This window comes from Modestobacter sp. SYSU DS0875 (assembly GCF_054050915.1).
On record NZ_JBJHAH010000009.1, the window covers coordinates 34,383 to 49,158 of the forward strand.

Genomic DNA, 14,776 nt, shown 5'->3' on the forward strand with positions numbered 1-14,776 from the left:
CGGGGCCCCGGCGGTGACCGTCAGCGGTCAGCCCTCCGACAGCACGGCGACGGCCTCGTCGGGGGAGAGCAGCGGGCACTCCTCGTCGTCGACGACCAGCACCTCGTCGGCCAGGGTGCGGAGGAACTCCGGGTCGTGGCTGGCGAACACCACCGTGGCGCCGGCGGTGACGTCGTCGCGCAGCCGGGCGGCCAGTTGCCGGCGCATCCCGGTGTCCAACCGGCGCTCGGGCTCGTCGAGCACCAGCAGCCGGGCCGGGCGCACGAGCGCTGCGGCCAGCGCGAGCCGCCGCCGCTGCCCGGAGGAGACCGCCGAGGGCAGCGCCTCGGCCCGCTCGGCCAACCCGAACGCCTCGACCTCCCGGGCGACGACGTCCTCGGGGTCGGCCACGCCGTGTCCGCGGGCGGTGAGCAGCAGGTGCTCCACCCCGGTGAGCGCCGGGAAGAAGGCGTCCTCGTCGAGCACGGTGGCCACCTCGGCGCGGAAGGACGCCGAGCGCTCGTCGACCGGCTCCCCGGCGTAGCGCACCGTCCCGCCGAGCGGGGTGAGCAGCCCGACCAGGGTCTGCAGCACGGTCGACTTGCCCGCGCCGTTCGGTCCGACCAGGCCCAGCGCGGTGCCCGGCTGCACCGCCACGGTGACCGGGGCGCAGACCGGCTCGCCCGCGGCGTAGCCCACCAGCAGGTCGTCCGCCGCGAGCAACGCCGCCTCAGGCACCGGCCCAGGCGGCGTCGAAGAAGCCCACCTCCAGCTCCATGGCCCGGCGGAAGGCGGCCCGCACCGCGACGAGCTGCTCGTCGGCCGCGCCGGCGCACAGCTGGTCGAGCAGCCGCTCCAGGGTGGCGGCGAGCTCCTCGAACTCCGGCGCGGCGTAGGTGTCCACCCACTCCCGGTAGGGCCCGGCGGCGCGCGGGGCCAGCTGCTGCCCCAGATGGGCGTACAGCCGCATGCACGGGGTCATCGCGGCGCAGGTCAGCGCCGCGTCCCCCCGGCCGGCGGCGTCGAGCAGGAAGTCGACGTAGGCCGACGTCGCCGGCAGCGGCTGGACGTCGGCGAGGTCGATCCCCCACTGCTCCGCGTAGCCCGCGTGCAGCCGCAACTCCTCCTGCACGCCCGCCCGCAGGTCGGTGAGCACCGCGCGCACGCCGGGGTCACCGCTGCTCTCCGCCCCGAGCCGGTAGGCCCGGGCGAAGGCGTCGAGGAAGAACGCGTCCTGGGCGACGTAGCCGGCGAACCGCTCGCGGGGCAGCGTGCCGTCGGCGATCCCCTGCACGAACGGGTGCGCCAGCGCCGCCGCTGCCAGGTCGGCGTCGGCCGCCCAGAGGCCCGCCGCGACGCTCACGCCGCGCCCCCCGCCGTGGTGCCCATCGCCATGTCCCAGAACGCCACCTCGGCGGCGACCACCTCGGCGAACACCGCATCCGGGTCGGCGGCCGGGAACGCGTCGGCCGCCGCGGCGAGCCCGGCCACGTAGCCGGCGAACCCCGGCACGGTCCAGTGCTCGACGAACTCGCGGTACTGCGGGGCCCCGGGAAGGGCGCCGGACCAGGCGTCGAGGTAGGTGCGCTCGATCGTCCACAGCGCGGTCAGCCCGGTCGGGACGTCGGCGCCGTCCAGCCGGGCCAGCAGCTCGGCGTAGGCGGTGGTGGCCGACAGCGTCGGGGCCTCGAGGTCGAGCCCGCGGGCCGCGGCCAGCTGCTCGAACCAGGCCAGCTCGTCGACCAGCGCGACCAGACCGCCGGCCAGCACCGCCTGCGCGGGCCGGGGCGCCCGGGCCAGCAGCCGGGCCTGGAAGCGCAGCAGGTCGGCGACGAACCGGGCGTCCTGCACCAGCCAGGTCTCGAAGGCCGCCACCGGCACGGTGCCCTCGCGCACCCCGGTGAGGAAGGGGTGGGCGGTGGCAGCCCGCCAGGCGTCGGGGGAACGGGTCAGCAGCTCGTCGACCGGCACGACCGCGACTCTAGCCAGCCCGGCGACGCCAGCCGAGTTCCGAACGGGGTGTTCCGGACGAGGGGGTTCCCCGGCGGTGCACCCCCGCGCCCCGGTGGCCTACTGTGGCGGGCGTCATGGCCGATGCCATGTGCGGGAGCTCGGGCGGAACCGGGCTGAGAGGGCGGCTGAGCGCCGCCGACCGCTGGAACCTGACCGGGTAATGCCGGCGTAGGGAGCGACACCGTGAGCACCGATACCCCTCCGTCCCCTGTCACCGGGGACGCCCCCCTCACCCTCACCGAGGCGCCGCCGCGCACCCTCGGGCTGCGCGACGCGCTCGGCCTGTGGGGCAACCTCGGCGTCAGCCTGCTGCTGCCGGTGGCCGCGGTCTACGTGGTGCTGCCCGGCCGCTCGCTGGCGGTGACGATCGGCGCCATCGTCGTCGGCGCCCTCATCGGCGCGGCGCTGCTGGGCGCCACCGCTGCCGCCGGCGCCCGCGAGCAGGTGCCGGCGATGGTGCTGCTGCGCGGCCTGCTCGGCCGGCGCAGCTCCTACCTGCCGACGGCGCTGAACCTCGTGCAGTGCGTCGGCTGGGCCACCTTCGAGATCGTGATCATCGCCGAGGCCGCCTCCCGGGTGCTCGACGCGCCGCGCTGGCCGTTCGTCCTCGGCGCCGGGGTGCTGGCCACCGCGATGGCGCTGCGGCCGCTGGGCGTCGTCCGGGTGCTAGCCCGCTACGCGGTGTGGGCGGCGCTCGCCGCGCTGGTCTACCTCTACGTGCAGGTGCTCCGCGAGCCGCTGCCCGAGCTCGCCGAGGGCAGCGCCACCTCGTTCTGGACCGCCGCGGACATCGTCATCGCGCTGCCGGTCTCCTGGATCCCGCTGGCCGCCGACTACACCCGGCACGTGCGCAGCAGCCGGGCGGCCGGCCTCGGCGCGGGCCTGGGCTACGGCATCGCCACCGTCGTCATGTTCACCCTCGGGGTGCTCGCGCTGGCCGCCTACGGCAGCGCCGGGCTGGACGTCATCGACGCGCTGCTGGTGGTGCCGCTGGGCGCGCTGGCGGTGCTGCTGCTGGTGGTCGTCGAGCTGGACGAGGCGTTCGCGAACGTCTACTCGACCGCCGTCTCCGCGCAGAACGTCGTCGCCCGGGCCGACCGGCGGGTGCTGGCGGTCGCCGTCGGCGCGGTCGCCACGCTGCTGGCGCTGACCTTCGACATCGCCGCCTACGAGCCGTTCCTCTTCCTGATCGGCGCGGTGTTCGTGCCGCTGGCCGGGGTGTTCCTGGTGGCCTACTGGCTGCTGCCCCGCGGCGCCTGGAACACCTCCGACACCGCGCCGGCCCGCCTGGAGCTGCTGCTGCCGTGGCTCGCGGGATTCGTCGCCTACCAGCTCACCCTGCCCACGTACTTCGCCGGCCCGGGTGCCGGCTGGACGACGTGGTGGACCGAGCGGCAGACCGACCTGGGCATCGACCCGGCCAACGGCTGGTCCGCGTCGCTGGTCAGCCTGGCGGTGGCCGTGCTGCTCACCCTGGTCGTGCGGGCTCCGGCGCTGGTCCGGGGGCGCCGGCGGTGACCCTGGGACGGCTGCACGTGCTCACCGACGCCCACGGCGGGGCGGCGGCGCTGGCCGCGGTCGAGGCCGCCGTCGCCGCCGGGGCGCCGGTCGTGCAGGTCCGCGCCAAGGGCGGCACCGACCGGCAGCTGTACGAGTTCGCCCGCGCCGTCGTCGCCGTCTGCGCCCCGGCCGGGGCGACCTGCCTGGTCAACGACCGGGTCGACGTCGCCCTGGCCGTCGGCGCCGCCGGCACCCACCTGGGTGCCGACGACCTGCCGCTGGCCGCCGCCCGCCGGGTCGCCGGCCCCGATCACCTGCTCGGCGGCACCTGCCGCGACCCCGGGCTCGCCCGGCAGCTGGTCGCCGAGGGCGCCGACTACCTCGGCGTCGGCCCCGCCTGGCCCACCACCACCAAGACCGGGCTGCCCGACGCGCTGGGCCCGGGCGGCATCGCGGCGGTCGCCGCCGCGGTCGACGTCCCGGTGATCGCCATCGGCGGGGTGACCGCGGCGCGGGTGCCGGCGCTGCTGGCCGCCGGGGCCACCGGGGTCGCCGTCGTGGGCGCGGTCTCCGCCGCCGCCGACCCCGCCGCGGCGACCCGGGAGCTGCTGGCCGCACTGGACGCCGCCCGGTGACCGCCCCCGCCCCTGCCCGCCAACATGGCCATCTTGGCGGAGGTGAGGAGGCCGTGGGCGGTGACCGGGTGGACGTCGTCGTCGCCGGGGGCGGGCTGATCGGTCTGTCGGTGGCCTGGCGGGCCGCGCAGCGCGGGCTGTCGGTCACCGTCGTCGACGATGCACCCGGTGCCGGTGCCTCCGCCGCGGCCGCCGGGATGCTCGCCCCGGTCACCGAGGCGTCCTACGGTGAGGAGGCGCTGCTGCGGCTGTGCGTGGCGTCCCTGCAGCGCTACCCCGCCTTCGTCGCCGAGCTCCAGCAGGCCACCGGTCTCCCCGTGGAGCTGCGCACCGCCGGGACGCTGGTCGTCGGGTTCGACGCCGACGACGTTCGCCAGCTCGACGAGCTGCACGCCTTCCAGACCGAGCTCGGGCTGGCCGCCGAACGGCTCACCCCCCGGGAGACCCGCCGCCGGGAGCCCGCGCTCACCCCCCGGGTCCGCGGCGGGCTGGCGGTCGACGGCGACCACTCCGTCGACGGGCGCGCACTGCACGCCGCCCTGCTGGCCGCCGGCACCGCCGCCGGGGTGCGGCTGGTGCGCGACCGCGCCACCGAGCTCACCGTGGCGGCCGGCCGGGCCACCGGCGTCGTGCTGGCCGGTGGCGAGGAGCTGGCCGGCGGCACCGTCGTCCTCGCCCTGGGTGCGCACAGCGGGAGCCTGCCCGGCGTGCCGCCGCTGCCGGTGCGCCCGGTGAAGGGCCAGATCCTGCGGCTGGCCGGCGCGGGCGGGCTGCTGGGCGGCACGGTGCGGGCGCTGGTCCGCGGCCGGCACGTCTACCTGGTGCCCTACGGCGAGGGCCGGCTGATCGTCGGGGCCACCGTGGAGGACCGCGGTTTCGACGCTCGGGTGACCGCCGGCGGCGTGCACGAGCTCCTGCACGACGCGATCGAGGTCGTTCCCGAGGTCGCCGAGCTCGAGCTCACCGAGACGCTGGCCCGCTGGCGCCCCGGCACCGCCGACAACGCCCCCCTGCTGGGCGCCTCCTCGCTGCCCGGGCTGGTGCTGGCCACCGGCCACCACCGCAACGGGGCCCTGCTCACCCCGGTGACCGGCGACGTGATCGCCGAGCAGCTGACCACGGGCCGGCTGCCGGCCATCGCCTCGTCGTTCACCGCCGACCGGTTCGGGAGGACCGCGTGATCACCCTCTCCGTCAACGGCGCCCCCGCCGAGCTGCCCGACGGCGCCACCGTCGCCGACCTGGTGGCCCAGCGCGCCCCCGGCCACGACCGGGTCGCCGTCGCCCGCAACGGCGACGTCGTGCCGCGCAGCAGCTGGCCGGCGACGCCCCTCACCACCGGCGACACCGTCGAGGTGCTCGCCCCGACCGCAGGAGGCTGAGCGCATGAGCACCGCAGAGGAGCTGGGCGCGGCGCTGGCCGCCGAGGAGTCCGGCGACACCTTCGCCCTCGCCGGGGAGACGTTCCGCTCCCGGCTGCTGCTCGGCACCGGGGGCGTGCCCAGCCTCGAGGTGCTCGAGCGGGCCATCCGCGCGTCGGGCACGCAGCTGGTGACCATCGCCCTGCGCCGTGTCGAGGCCTCCGCCAGCGGCGCGATGCTGCAGGTGCTCGAGCGCTGCGGCGTCCGGCTGCTGCCCAACACCGCCGGCTGCTTCACCGCCCGCGAGGCGGTGCTCACCGCCCGGCTGGCCCGGGAGGCGTTCGGCACCGACTGGGTCAAGCTGGAGGTGATCGGCGACGAGCACACCCTGCTGCCCGACGCGGTGGAACTGGTCGACGCCGCCGAGCAGCTGGTCGCCGACGGGTTCCAGGTGCTCGCCTACACCACCGACGACCCGGTGCTCGGCCGGCGGCTGGCCGACGCCGGCTGCGCCGCGGTGATGCCGCTGGGCTCGCCGATCGGCAGCGGGCTGGGCATCCGCAACCCGCACAACATCGCGCTGCTGCGCGAGGCGGTCGACGTCCCGGTGGTGCTCGACGCCGGCATCGGCACCGCCTCCGACGCCGCCCTGGCCATGGAGCTGGGTTGCGACGCGGTGCTGCTGGCCTCCGCGGTCACCCGGGCCCGCGACCCGGAGCGGATGGCGCTGGCCATGCGCCAGGCCGTGGAGGGCGGCCGGCTGGCCCGCACCGCCGGCCGGATCCCCCGGCGCTGGCACGCCGAGGCCTCGACCCCGATGGCGGGGCTCCCCGAGCTGTGAGGCCCGGCCGGTGACGTCGCTGCCCCGCCTGCTGGTGCTCACCGACCGGAGCCAGTGCACCGCTCCGCTGGTGGGCACCGTCACCCTGGCGGTGGCGGCCGGGGCCCGCGCCGTGGTGCTGCGGGAGAAGGACCTGCCCGAGCCCGAGCGCGACCGGCTGGCCGACGAACTCGCTGCGGTGCTCGCCCCCGTCGGCGGGCTGCTCGTCCGCGCCGGCCGCACCGGCGGGCACGCCGTCCACCTGGCTGCGGCGGACCCGTTCCCGGTGCCGCGGCCGGCGCTGGTCGGGCGCTCGTGCCACGACGCCGCCGAGGTGGCCCAGGCCGCAGCGGAGGGCTGCGACTGGGTGTTCGTCTCCCCGGTCAACCCGACCGCCTCCAAGCCCGGGTACGGCCCGCCGCTGGGGCTCCCCGGTCTCGCGCGGCTCACCTCCGGCGCGCCACCGGTCTACGCGCTGGGGGGCATCGCCCCCGGCGACGTGGCCGGGTGCCTGGCCGCGGGTGCGCACGGGGTGGCGGTGATGGGCACGGTGATGCGGGAGCCGGCGGCCGTCCGGGAGTACCTGACCGCGCTGGGCTGAACCGCGGCCCCAGCCGGGCCGACCCGGGCGAGCCGAGTGGAGCCGTGCCACGGCGCGGCTCCAGGTCCGGGCAACCGGGTCGACCCGGGCGGTGGAGCCGTCGGTCCCGGTCGCAGCCGAGGCGCAGGGCAGGATCGAGGCGTGGCCTACCTGCTCCTTGCCTGCGCCATCGCCGCCGAGGTGGCCGCGACCTCGCTGCTCCCCCGCACCGCCGGGTTCACCGTGCCGCTGCCCACCGTGGCCGTGCTGGCCGGGTACGCGCTCTCGTTCGTGCTGCTGGCGCAGGTGGTGAAGACCGTCCCGGTCGCCGTCGCGTACGCCATCTGGTCCGGAGCGGGCACCGCCGCCGTCGCCGCGATCGGCGCGGCGTTCCTCGGCCAGCCGCTGTCCGGGTGGCAGGTGGCCGGCCTCGTGCTCGTCGTCGTCGGTGTGGTGCTGCTCAACCTCGGTGGGGCCGGGCACTGACGCCCGTGGGGCCGGTGTGACCACGGAACGTGTCCGTCTGATGACATGGCCGCTGTCCGGCGACCGGATGCCCTAGCGTCGGCCGAGGCCGGGTCGGGCACGACCCACGACCGCGATGAGATGTGGTTCACATTGGCTGGATGTTTGCCCGTGCCCGACCGAGCCAAGACAGTAGGTCGCCCGTCGAGCAGCCGACGGTCGGAGCGCGAGGAGACCGAGTGAGCGGCGAGCCGGCACGCCTGGCGTGGCCGTCGTCGCCACCCCCACCGGCCGCTGACGGCTGGACCTGGGAGCTCACCACGGTCGCCGAGCTGCCCCGGGTGCGCGCCGAGCTGCGCCGCGGGCTGGCCGCCCAGTCCGGCAGCGACGCCCGCGCCGAGGAGCTCGACGAGGCCGTCGTCCTGGCCTTCGACGAGATGGCCTCCAACGCCCTGCGGCACGGCGGCGGCGGGGTCCGCGCCCGCGTGCAGCAGACCCCGCGGGCCTGGCTGATCGAGGTGCGCGACTCCGCGGCCACCCGCCCGCCGCAGCCGGCCGTGGGCCGCGACCCGAGCCAGGGTGGTCTGGGGCTCTACCTCATCGCCGAGATGGCCGACGACCACGGCTGGCACCTGGCCGACGGCCAGAAGAGCGTCTGGGCACTGCTCCCGCGCGGCTGAGCCCCGCTCAGCCGATCGGCTCAGCAGACCTGCGGCACGACCTCCGGCCCGGCCTCCGGTGGGCGGGGCCGGTCCTCCGGGTGCAGCCGGACGGCGACCAGCGCGACGTCGTCCTCGGACCCGCCGGGCCGCATCCGCGCGACCAGCTGGTCGCAGAGCTCGGTGAGGGTCAGGTCGCCCAGCTCGGCGAGCAGGCCGGCCAGCCGGGCGACGCCGTCGTCCAGCGGCAGGTCCGGCCCCTCGACCAGCCCGTCGGTGTACAGCAGCACCGTGGCTCCCCGCGGCAGGGTGAGCACCTGCTCCTTGCGCGGGGCCGTCGGGTGGACGCCGAGCATCAGGTCCGCCCGCTCCGTGGCCAGCACCTGCACCGCGCCGTCGGGAGCCAGCACCATGAGCGGGGGATGCCCGGCGCTCGACCAGCGCAGCCGGGTCTCGCCCCGCCCGCGCTCCTCGGGGCTCTGCTCGAACCGCGCGACCGCCGCGGTGGCCAGGGTGTGCACCTGCAGGCCCTCGATGGCCCGGTCCAGGTCGCCGAGCACGCGCGCCGGCCCCCCGCTGGTGCTGTAGGCGATGCCGCGCAGCAGGCTGCGGAGCTGGCCCATCGCCGCAGCGGCCACCGTGTCGTGACCGACGACGTCCCCGATCGCGATGACGGTCGCCCCGTCGGGCTGCAGGAAGGCGTCGTACCAGTCACCCCCCACCTGGGCGGCGCGCACCGCGGGCACGTAGCGCACGGCGATCTCGGCGTGGTCGGGCTCCGGTGGCGCGGTGAGCATGCTGCGCTGCAGGTCCTCGGCCATCCGCCGCTCCTGCTCCTGCAGCGCCGCGCTGTCCAGCGCCAGGGCCACCCGGTCGGCGATCTCGCTGAGCGTCTCCTGGTCCCAGAGGTCCATCGGCTCGCGCGCCTCGCCGCGGTAGACGCTCAGCGCGCCCAGCACCCGGCCGCGGGCCCGCAGCGCCAGGGTCACCGCCGAGCGGGGCGCCAGCGCGCGGTAGGCGTCCCGGACCTCGCCCTCCGGCAGCCCATCGCCGACCGCGGCGTCCACGTCGGGCACGACCCGGGCGCCGCCGCTGAGCACCGCCTGCACCAGCGGCGCGGTGGAGTCCAGCGCTGCCAGCCGCAGCTCCGCGTAGCGTGCCGCGGCCGGGCGCAGGTCCGGGTCGGCGTGCCAGCTGGCGACGTCGTGCAGCCGGCCGTCCTCCTCCACGAGACTGACGATGGCCCAGTCGCCCAGCGCCGGGACGACGGCCCGGCTCAGCCCCTGCAACGCCTCCCCGGCGCCGCGGCGCTCGACCAGCGCCGTCGACAGGGCGTCGGAGACGCGGGCGATCAGGGCCAGGCGCTCCTCCCGGCGCCGGGCGGCGTCCTCGGCGCGGCGCCGCTGGGTGACGTCGAGGAAGTACACCGCCAGCCCGTCGGGGTCCGGCCAGGCCCGCACCTCGTACCAGCTGTCCAGCGGAGGCGGGTAGTACGCCTGGAACACCGTCATCTCGCCGGTCTCCGCGGCCGCCCGGTAGTGCACCTCGAAGTCGCTGCCGACCGCGGCGGGGAACAGCTCCCACACCTCGCCGCCGAACAGCTCCTCCCGCGGTCGCCCCAACAGCCGTTCCGCCTCCGCGTTGACGTAGGTGAACCGCCAGTCCCGGGACAGCGAGAAGAACGCCGCCGGCATCGACTCCAGCACCCGGGAGACCCGCACGTCGGCCATCCGGTCGGCCGTGGTGTCGTGCGCGGCGCCGAGCAGCCGGACCGCCACGCCGCGCTCGTCGCCGAGCGCCCGGCCACGGCCGCGGATCCAGCGGGTCTGCCCGGAGGGCAGCACCGCGCGGAACTCGGTGTCGTACACCCCGCACGTGTCCACCGCCGTCTGCAGCGCCGTCCGGACCCGCTCCACGTCGTCGGCGTGCACCCGCCGCAGGAAGGCCTCGATCGTGCCGGCGAAGTCGTCCCGGCCGTAGCCGAACATCGCCAGCAGCCGGTCGTCCCAGACGAGCCGGCCGCCGACCAGGTCCCAGTCGAAGCTGCCGATCCCGGCCGCGTCGATCGCCAGGTCCCAGCGCACCCGGCCGGTCTCCAGCTCGGCGGTGACCGCGGAGAGCTCCAACTCGGTGACCACCGGGTGGGCCAGCCGCTCGAGCAGCGCCACCTCCTCGGTCGACCACTCCCGCGGCTCGGGCCCGAACACCGCGAGCACGCCCACGACGTGCTCGCCCTCGGCGTCGAACAGCGGGACGCCGAGGTAGGTGGCGACGTCACCGGCCCGCACGGCCGGCAGCGCGGACAGCCGCGGGTCGGTGCGGACGTCGGGGTAGACGCGGGGTGCCCGGGCGGTGACGACCGTGCCGCCGAGGGTGTCGTCGAGCCGGCGCTGGGTGCCGACCTGCCAGACCGGGCGTCCGGCGGTGCCCACCACGGTCTGCACCTCGCCCGCGAGCGCCACCCCGGCCGACGGCGCCCGCAGCAGGGTGGCGGCGAGCTCGGTCAGCCGCTGCAGCCCGACCGAGCCGGCGGCGGCTGCCGTCCTGCTGCCGAGGGTGCCGTTCGGCTCCAGCGACGTCATCCTCGGTGGCCTCCACCCCCTCGCCGGCGCGGAGGCGGTGGCCTCCGTGCCGTCGCCTGATTCTGCCCGGTCCCGTCGGGGCAGGAAGGCGGGGGTGGAGTTCCCCGACCGTCCCCGCCTCCGAGCCGGGTTCCTCGCCCGGACCTGGGCGCGTCACCCCCGAGCCGGCCTCGCCGTCAAGGCCGCCGTCGCGGCGGCCATCGCCTGGGCGCTGGTGCAGCTGCTGCCCGGGCCTGCCGCCGACTACCCGTACTACGCGCCGATGGGTGCGCTGCTGGCCACCACCACGAGCCTGGCCGGCTCGGCCCGCGAGTCGTTCCAGACCGTCGCCGCGGTCGCCCTGGGCGCCGCGATCGCGCTGGTCGCCGACGCGGTGACAGCGCCGAACCTGGTCAGCATCGCCACCGTCATCGGGATCGGGGTGCTGCTGTCCGGCTGGAACCGGCTGGGCAGCGCCCGGACCTGGGTGCCCACCGCGGCCCTGTTCGTGCTGATCTTCGGCGACCGCGATCCGCTGGACTACGTCGCCGGGTACGTCGGGCTGATCCTGTTCGGGGCGCTGATCGGCATCGTGGTCACCGCCCTGCTGCCCCAGCTCCCGCTGGCACCGGCCCAGGAACAGCTGGCCCGGTTGCGCGACGTGCTGGCCGCTCAGCTCGCCGACCTGGCCGACGGCCTGGAGCAGGAGCACCCGCCCACCGAGGAGGAGTGGCGCCGGCGCACCCACACCATCGACCCGCTGCTGGCCCAGATGCGCACTGCCGTGCAGGAGGCCGACGAGGCCCGCAAGGGGAACTTCCGCGCCCGCCGCTACCGGCAGGACGCGCAACGGCAGTACGCGCAGGCCCGGGCGCTGGAGCGGCTGGCCCTGCTGGTGGAGGAGCTGACCGAGCTGCTGGCCGACACCGAGCGGGCCGACCGGGACCGGGTGACGCTGGGCCCGGCGCTGCGGCCCGCCGCGTCGACGGCGCTCTCCCGGCTGGCCGGGGTGCTGCGCTCGGTGGACGGCGGGGCGAGCGCCGCCGGCCCGGACGAGACCCGGGCCGCCTACGACGCGCTGCACCAGCTCGCCGACGCCCTCCGGAAGGCGCGGCGGAAGACCGACGACGACCTGTTCGCCGCCAGCAGCGTCGTGGTGGCGATCCGCCGGGCGCTGGCCGCCGTCGTGCCGCAGGAGCTGGCCGAGGAGGAGGCCCCGCGCTGAGCCGCCGTCGACCTCTTGCCGCAGTCGATCATCGGCGCGGGGCGGAGGTGCGGGGAACAGGACCGCGGAGGCCTCCGATGCCCCTCAGCGGCCGACCGCGTACCCCTGCATGCCGCGGGGGTTGGCCGCCGCCTTGAGCACGCCGGTCTCCGGGTCGATCGAGACCGCCGAGAGCCGGCCGAGCGACCAGGGGTCGGAGACGGTGACCGTGTGCCCGCGGCGGCGCAGGTCGGCGAGCACCCCCTCGCCGATCCGGGACTCCACCACCAGCTCGCCGGGGACCATCTCCCGCGGGTAGAACGACGACGGGAAGCTGGTGGTGTGCCAGGCCGGGGCGTCGATGGCCGCCTGCAGGTCCAGCCCGCCGTGCACGTGGGCCAGCCAGAAGCACAGCTGCCACTGCTCCTGCTGGTCACCGCCCGGCGTGCCGAAGGCCAGCGTCGGGACGCCGCCGCGCAGCGCCAGCGACGGGGTCAGGGTGGTCCGCGGGCGCTTGCCCGGCACGAGCGAGTTGGGCAGCCCCGGCTCCAGCCAGAACATCTGCGCCCGGGTGCCCAGCGGGAAGCCGAGGGAGGGGATGACCGGCGAGCTCTGCAGCCAGCCACCGGAGGGGGTGGCCGAGACGATGTTGCCCCAGCGGTCGACGACGTCGACGTGGCACGTGTCGCCGCGGGTCGTGCCGCGCGTGTCGACCGTGGGCTCCCCGACACCGGCGATGGTCCCGGCAGAGGGCCGCTCCGCCGCGGAGGTGTCGGTGACGAAGCGGGGCAGCCGCGGCGGGCGCCCACCGGGGGAGCCGGGCCGCAGCTCGGTGCTGGCCCGGTCGCCGATGAGCGCCCGCCGTTCGCTGGTGTAGGCGGCCGACAGCAGGTCGTCCACCGGCACGCTCTCCTCGTCGCCGTACCAGGCCTCACGGTCGGCCATCGCCAGCTTCGTCGCCTCGACGCTGGCATGCACCACCTCGGCGGTGTCGGCGTCTTCGGAGACGGAGGCGGACCTCCCCGCGCCCCCTGCCGGGAGGACGCCGTCCAGCATCGCGAGCGCCTGGAGCAGCGCCGGGCCCTGGGACCACGGCCCGGCCTTCGCGAGCGTCCACCCGCGCCAGTCGAGGGTGACCGGCGGCTCGTACGTCGGCTGCCAGCGGGCGAGGTCCTCACCGGTGAGGAAGCCGCGGTGCGGACGACCGGAGTCGTCCATGACCGGGGACCGGGAGAACTCGTCGATCGCCTCCGCGACGAAACCCGTGTACCAGGACGCCAGTGCCGCGTCGATCTGCGCCTCTCGGGAGGGTCCGCGCGCTGCGTCGAGCAGTCGGCGGTAGGTCGAGGCGAGGACCGGGTTGCGGAACAGGCGGCCGGCGGTGGGGGGTGCGCCGTCGGGGGCGAGCCAGGTGGCGGCCGAGGTAGGCCAGTGCGTGCGGAAGTGCTCGGAGACCGAGGCGACGGTCGCGGCGACCCGCGGGACGAGCGGGTGGCCGTGCTCGGCGTACTCGATGGCGAAGCGGAGGACGGCGTCCAGCGGCAGGGTGCCGTGGTCGCGCAGGAGCGTGAGCCAGGCGCCGATGGCGCCGGGCACGGTGGCGGCCAGCAGACCCGTCCCGGGCACGAGCCCGAGTCCGAGGTCGGCGAACGCCTGGGTGGTGGCCGCGGCCGGGGCTACGCCCTGGCCGGAGAGCACCACCGGCTCTCCCGCCCAGGTCCCGCCCGCGCCTCCGGCTGCCCGCGGGCTCCGGGCGAAGAGGATCGGGACCTCGCCCCCCGGGCCGTTGAGGTGCGGCTCGACCACCTGCAGGGTGAGACCCGCAGCGACCGCGGCATCGAACGCGTTCCCACCGGCCTCGAGGGTCGCCATGCCCGCGGCGCTGGCGAGCCAGTGCGTCGAGGCGACCATGCCGAAGGTGCCGGCGAGCTCCGGCCGCGTGGTGAACACGCAGCCACCCTAAGGAGGCGCGGGCGGGTGGCGCTGCGCGGCGGCGCTGCCGGGGTGCGCGGTGCCTCCCGGGCCGGCGTCGGCTCGTCCTCCTCCGGCGCGCGGTGGCGCCAGTCGGCGGGCAGCGCGGGGGAGCGCTCCTCGGTCAGGACGAGCGGCCGGGCGAGGGGCGGCTGCGGGCGGTTCCACGCCAGGTGCGCACCGTGCTCGCCACTGCCCCACGTGGCGGCCGCGCGGGCTGCGCCGCGCACCCGGGCCGCCAGGGCACGCAGCGGGGCGGTCACCCGGGGAGCCGGCGGCGCCAGGCGCAGCGGGGTGGTGAGCAGGTCGGTGCCGAAGTCGGTGGCGAAGGCGATCGCCGCCTCGAGCTCGGGGTCGACCGGCGCCGCGCGGCGCGGGGTGGCCGCCGGGGCCGGGGCCGGCCGCTGCGCGGCCGGGCGCGGCACCGGGCGGTCGACGCCGTCGGTGAGCCGGTAGACCCGCTGCGGCGGCCGGTTCCACGCCAGGTGCTGGCCGTCCGGTCCGGCGCCCCACCGCCCGGCCCGCTCCACCAGCGCCCGTGGCCGGCTGAGCAGCCCGCGGCGGACCGGGGCGGTACCCGGCCGGGCCTCGGCTGGGCCGCTCACCCGGAGCCCCAGGACACCGACCGCCAGGCCGACGGCCAGCCCGGCGGCCAGGTCGCTCATGCCGTACTCGTCGGGGCCGACCTGCCCGGCCCCGACGAGGGCCGCGTCGGGCCGTCGCGTGGGGTGACCGGTCAGGTGCCGGGTCGCCGTCACCGGCGCGCCGACCCGGGCGATGGCCGGCGCTGCGGTCGCGGCGGCCGAGCGGGCCGTCCGGACCAGCTGTGCGTCGTCCATGTCGTCCTCCGTGAAGTAGTCGCCGCGGCCGGGGAAGGGGCCGCGGACAAGGAGAAAGGTAGGGACGACGGCGCCTCCGGACCCGCTTCCGGGACGCCCCGGTCCGATCGCGTGACCGAACCGTTGCCGGCTCCCCGCGAACCGGCGGGTCACCGTCCCGGAGAGCGGCCACATGTCGACAGCCCTACGG

General features: G+C 76.9%; 15 protein-coding genes and 1 riboswitch. Of the genes, 10 read left to right on the plus strand and 5 right to left on the minus strand.

Translation table 11 applies throughout. The features are described from left to right. Positions 1 to 27: 27 nt before the first annotated feature. The 3 genes from ACI79Y_RS07220 to ACI79Y_RS07230 are packed head-to-tail and all read right to left on the minus strand — an operon-like array spanning position 28 to position 1,950. Complete coding sequence (locus ACI79Y_RS07220; RefSeq protein WP_457157820.1) at positions 28 to 717, minus strand: ABC transporter ATP-binding protein; 690 nt, start codon at positions 715 to 717, stop codon at positions 28 to 30. Further along, positions 710 to 1,342, minus strand: coding sequence for a TenA family protein (locus tag ACI79Y_RS07225; RefSeq protein ID WP_457157821.1), 633 nt, complete (start codon positions 1,340 to 1,342; stop codon positions 710 to 712). Before ACI79Y_RS07225 ends, ACI79Y_RS07220 begins: the two co-directional genes overlap by 8 nt. Next, positions 1,339 to 1,950 (minus strand): thiaminase II/PqqC family protein, encoded by a 612-nt coding sequence (locus ACI79Y_RS07230; RefSeq protein WP_457157822.1) that lies wholly within the window; start codon positions 1,948 to 1,950, stop codon positions 1,339 to 1,341. The genes ACI79Y_RS07225 and ACI79Y_RS07230 overlap by 4 nt, the downstream gene beginning before the upstream one ends. Positions 1,951 to 2,072: 122 nt before the next feature. Continuing rightward, a riboswitch (TPP riboswitch) is annotated at positions 2,073 to 2,184 on the plus strand. On the opposite strand from ACI79Y_RS07230, the gene ACI79Y_RS07235 reads away from it, so the two are divergent. The 8 genes from ACI79Y_RS07235 to ACI79Y_RS07270 all read left to right on the plus strand — a co-directional run bounded on the left by ACI79Y_RS07235 (position 2,176) and on the right by ACI79Y_RS07270 (position 8,032). Beyond that, on the plus strand, positions 2,176 to 3,510 hold the full coding sequence (locus ACI79Y_RS07235; RefSeq protein WP_457157823.1) for a purine-cytosine permease family protein: 1,335 nt from the start codon (positions 2,176 to 2,178) through the stop codon (positions 3,508 to 3,510). (Overlaps the previous riboswitch by 9 nt.) Continuing rightward, on the plus strand, positions 3,507 to 4,127 hold the full coding sequence (gene thiE, locus ACI79Y_RS07240; protein WP_457157824.1) for a thiamine phosphate synthase: 621 nt from the start codon (positions 3,507 to 3,509) through the stop codon (positions 4,125 to 4,127). Before ACI79Y_RS07235 ends, thiE begins: the two co-directional genes overlap by 4 nt. Positions 4,128 to 4,180: 53 nt before the next feature. After that, the gene (gene thiO, locus ACI79Y_RS07245; RefSeq protein ID WP_457157825.1) at positions 4,181 to 5,308 is read left to right on the plus strand and encodes a glycine oxidase ThiO; all 1,128 of its coding nucleotides are present in this window, start codon (positions 4,181 to 4,183) and stop codon (positions 5,306 to 5,308) included. Then, positions 5,305 to 5,508, plus strand: coding sequence for a sulfur carrier protein ThiS (thiS, locus tag ACI79Y_RS07250; protein ID WP_457157826.1), 204 nt, complete (start codon positions 5,305 to 5,307; stop codon positions 5,506 to 5,508). The genes thiO and thiS overlap by 4 nt, the downstream gene beginning before the upstream one ends. Positions 5,509 to 5,512: 4 nt before the next feature. Then, complete coding sequence (locus ACI79Y_RS07255; RefSeq protein ID WP_457140675.1) at positions 5,513 to 6,328, plus strand: thiazole synthase; 816 nt, start codon at positions 5,513 to 5,515, stop codon at positions 6,326 to 6,328. Positions 6,329 to 6,338: 10 nt separating this feature from the next. Beyond that, positions 6,339 to 6,908, plus strand: a complete 570-nt coding sequence (locus ACI79Y_RS07260) for a thiamine phosphate synthase (RefSeq protein WP_457157827.1) — start codon at positions 6,339 to 6,341, stop codon at positions 6,906 to 6,908. A 141-nt stretch (positions 6,909 to 7,049) separates the two neighbouring features. Further along, positions 7,050 to 7,373, plus strand: coding sequence for a DMT family transporter (locus tag ACI79Y_RS07265; RefSeq protein WP_457157828.1), 324 nt, complete (start codon positions 7,050 to 7,052; stop codon positions 7,371 to 7,373). 218 nt (positions 7,374 to 7,591) lie between these two features. Beyond that, positions 7,592 to 8,032, plus strand: a complete 441-nt coding sequence (locus ACI79Y_RS07270) for an ATP-binding protein (protein ID WP_457157829.1) — start codon at positions 7,592 to 7,594, stop codon at positions 8,030 to 8,032. A 20-nt stretch (positions 8,033 to 8,052) separates the two neighbouring features. Here the strand turns inward: ACI79Y_RS07270 and ACI79Y_RS07275 are convergent, their stop codons facing one another. Beyond that, positions 8,053 to 10,593, minus strand: a complete 2,541-nt coding sequence (locus ACI79Y_RS07275; protein ID WP_457157830.1) for a SpoIIE family protein phosphatase — start codon at positions 10,591 to 10,593, stop codon at positions 8,053 to 8,055. Between the two features lie 94 nt (positions 10,594 to 10,687). On the opposite strand from ACI79Y_RS07275, the gene ACI79Y_RS07280 reads away from it, so the two are divergent. Continuing rightward, complete coding sequence (locus ACI79Y_RS07280; protein ID WP_457157831.1) at positions 10,688 to 11,797, plus strand: hypothetical protein; 1,110 nt, start codon at positions 10,688 to 10,690, stop codon at positions 11,795 to 11,797. A gap of 84 nt (positions 11,798 to 11,881) precedes the next feature. Here ACI79Y_RS07280 and ACI79Y_RS07285 read toward each other — a convergent pair whose 3' ends face one another. Further along, a complete protein-coding gene (locus tag ACI79Y_RS07285; RefSeq protein WP_457157832.1) occupies positions 11,882 to 13,726 on the minus strand; it encodes a gamma-glutamyltransferase family protein in 1,845 nt (614 codons plus the stop codon). A gap of 330 nt (positions 13,727 to 14,056) precedes the next feature. Here ACI79Y_RS07285 and ACI79Y_RS07290 point away from each other — a divergent pair, with 330 nt between their 5' ends. Continuing rightward, complete coding sequence (locus tag ACI79Y_RS07290; protein WP_457157833.1) at positions 14,057 to 14,203, plus strand: hypothetical protein; 147 nt, start codon at positions 14,057 to 14,059, stop codon at positions 14,201 to 14,203. The last annotated feature ends 573 nt before the right edge of the window (positions 14,204 to 14,776 follow it).

What these genes read in the sequence shown, in the direction of transcription:
- ACI79Y_RS07255 (WP_457140675.1), top strand. Translation starts at nt 5,513, where the DNA reads ATGAGCACCGCAGAGGAGCTGGGCGCGGCGCTGGCCGCCGAGGAGTCC.
- ACI79Y_RS07275 (WP_457157830.1), bottom strand. Translation starts at nt 10,593, where the DNA reads ATGACGTCGCTGGAGCCGAACGGCACCCTCGGCAGCAGGACGGCAGCC.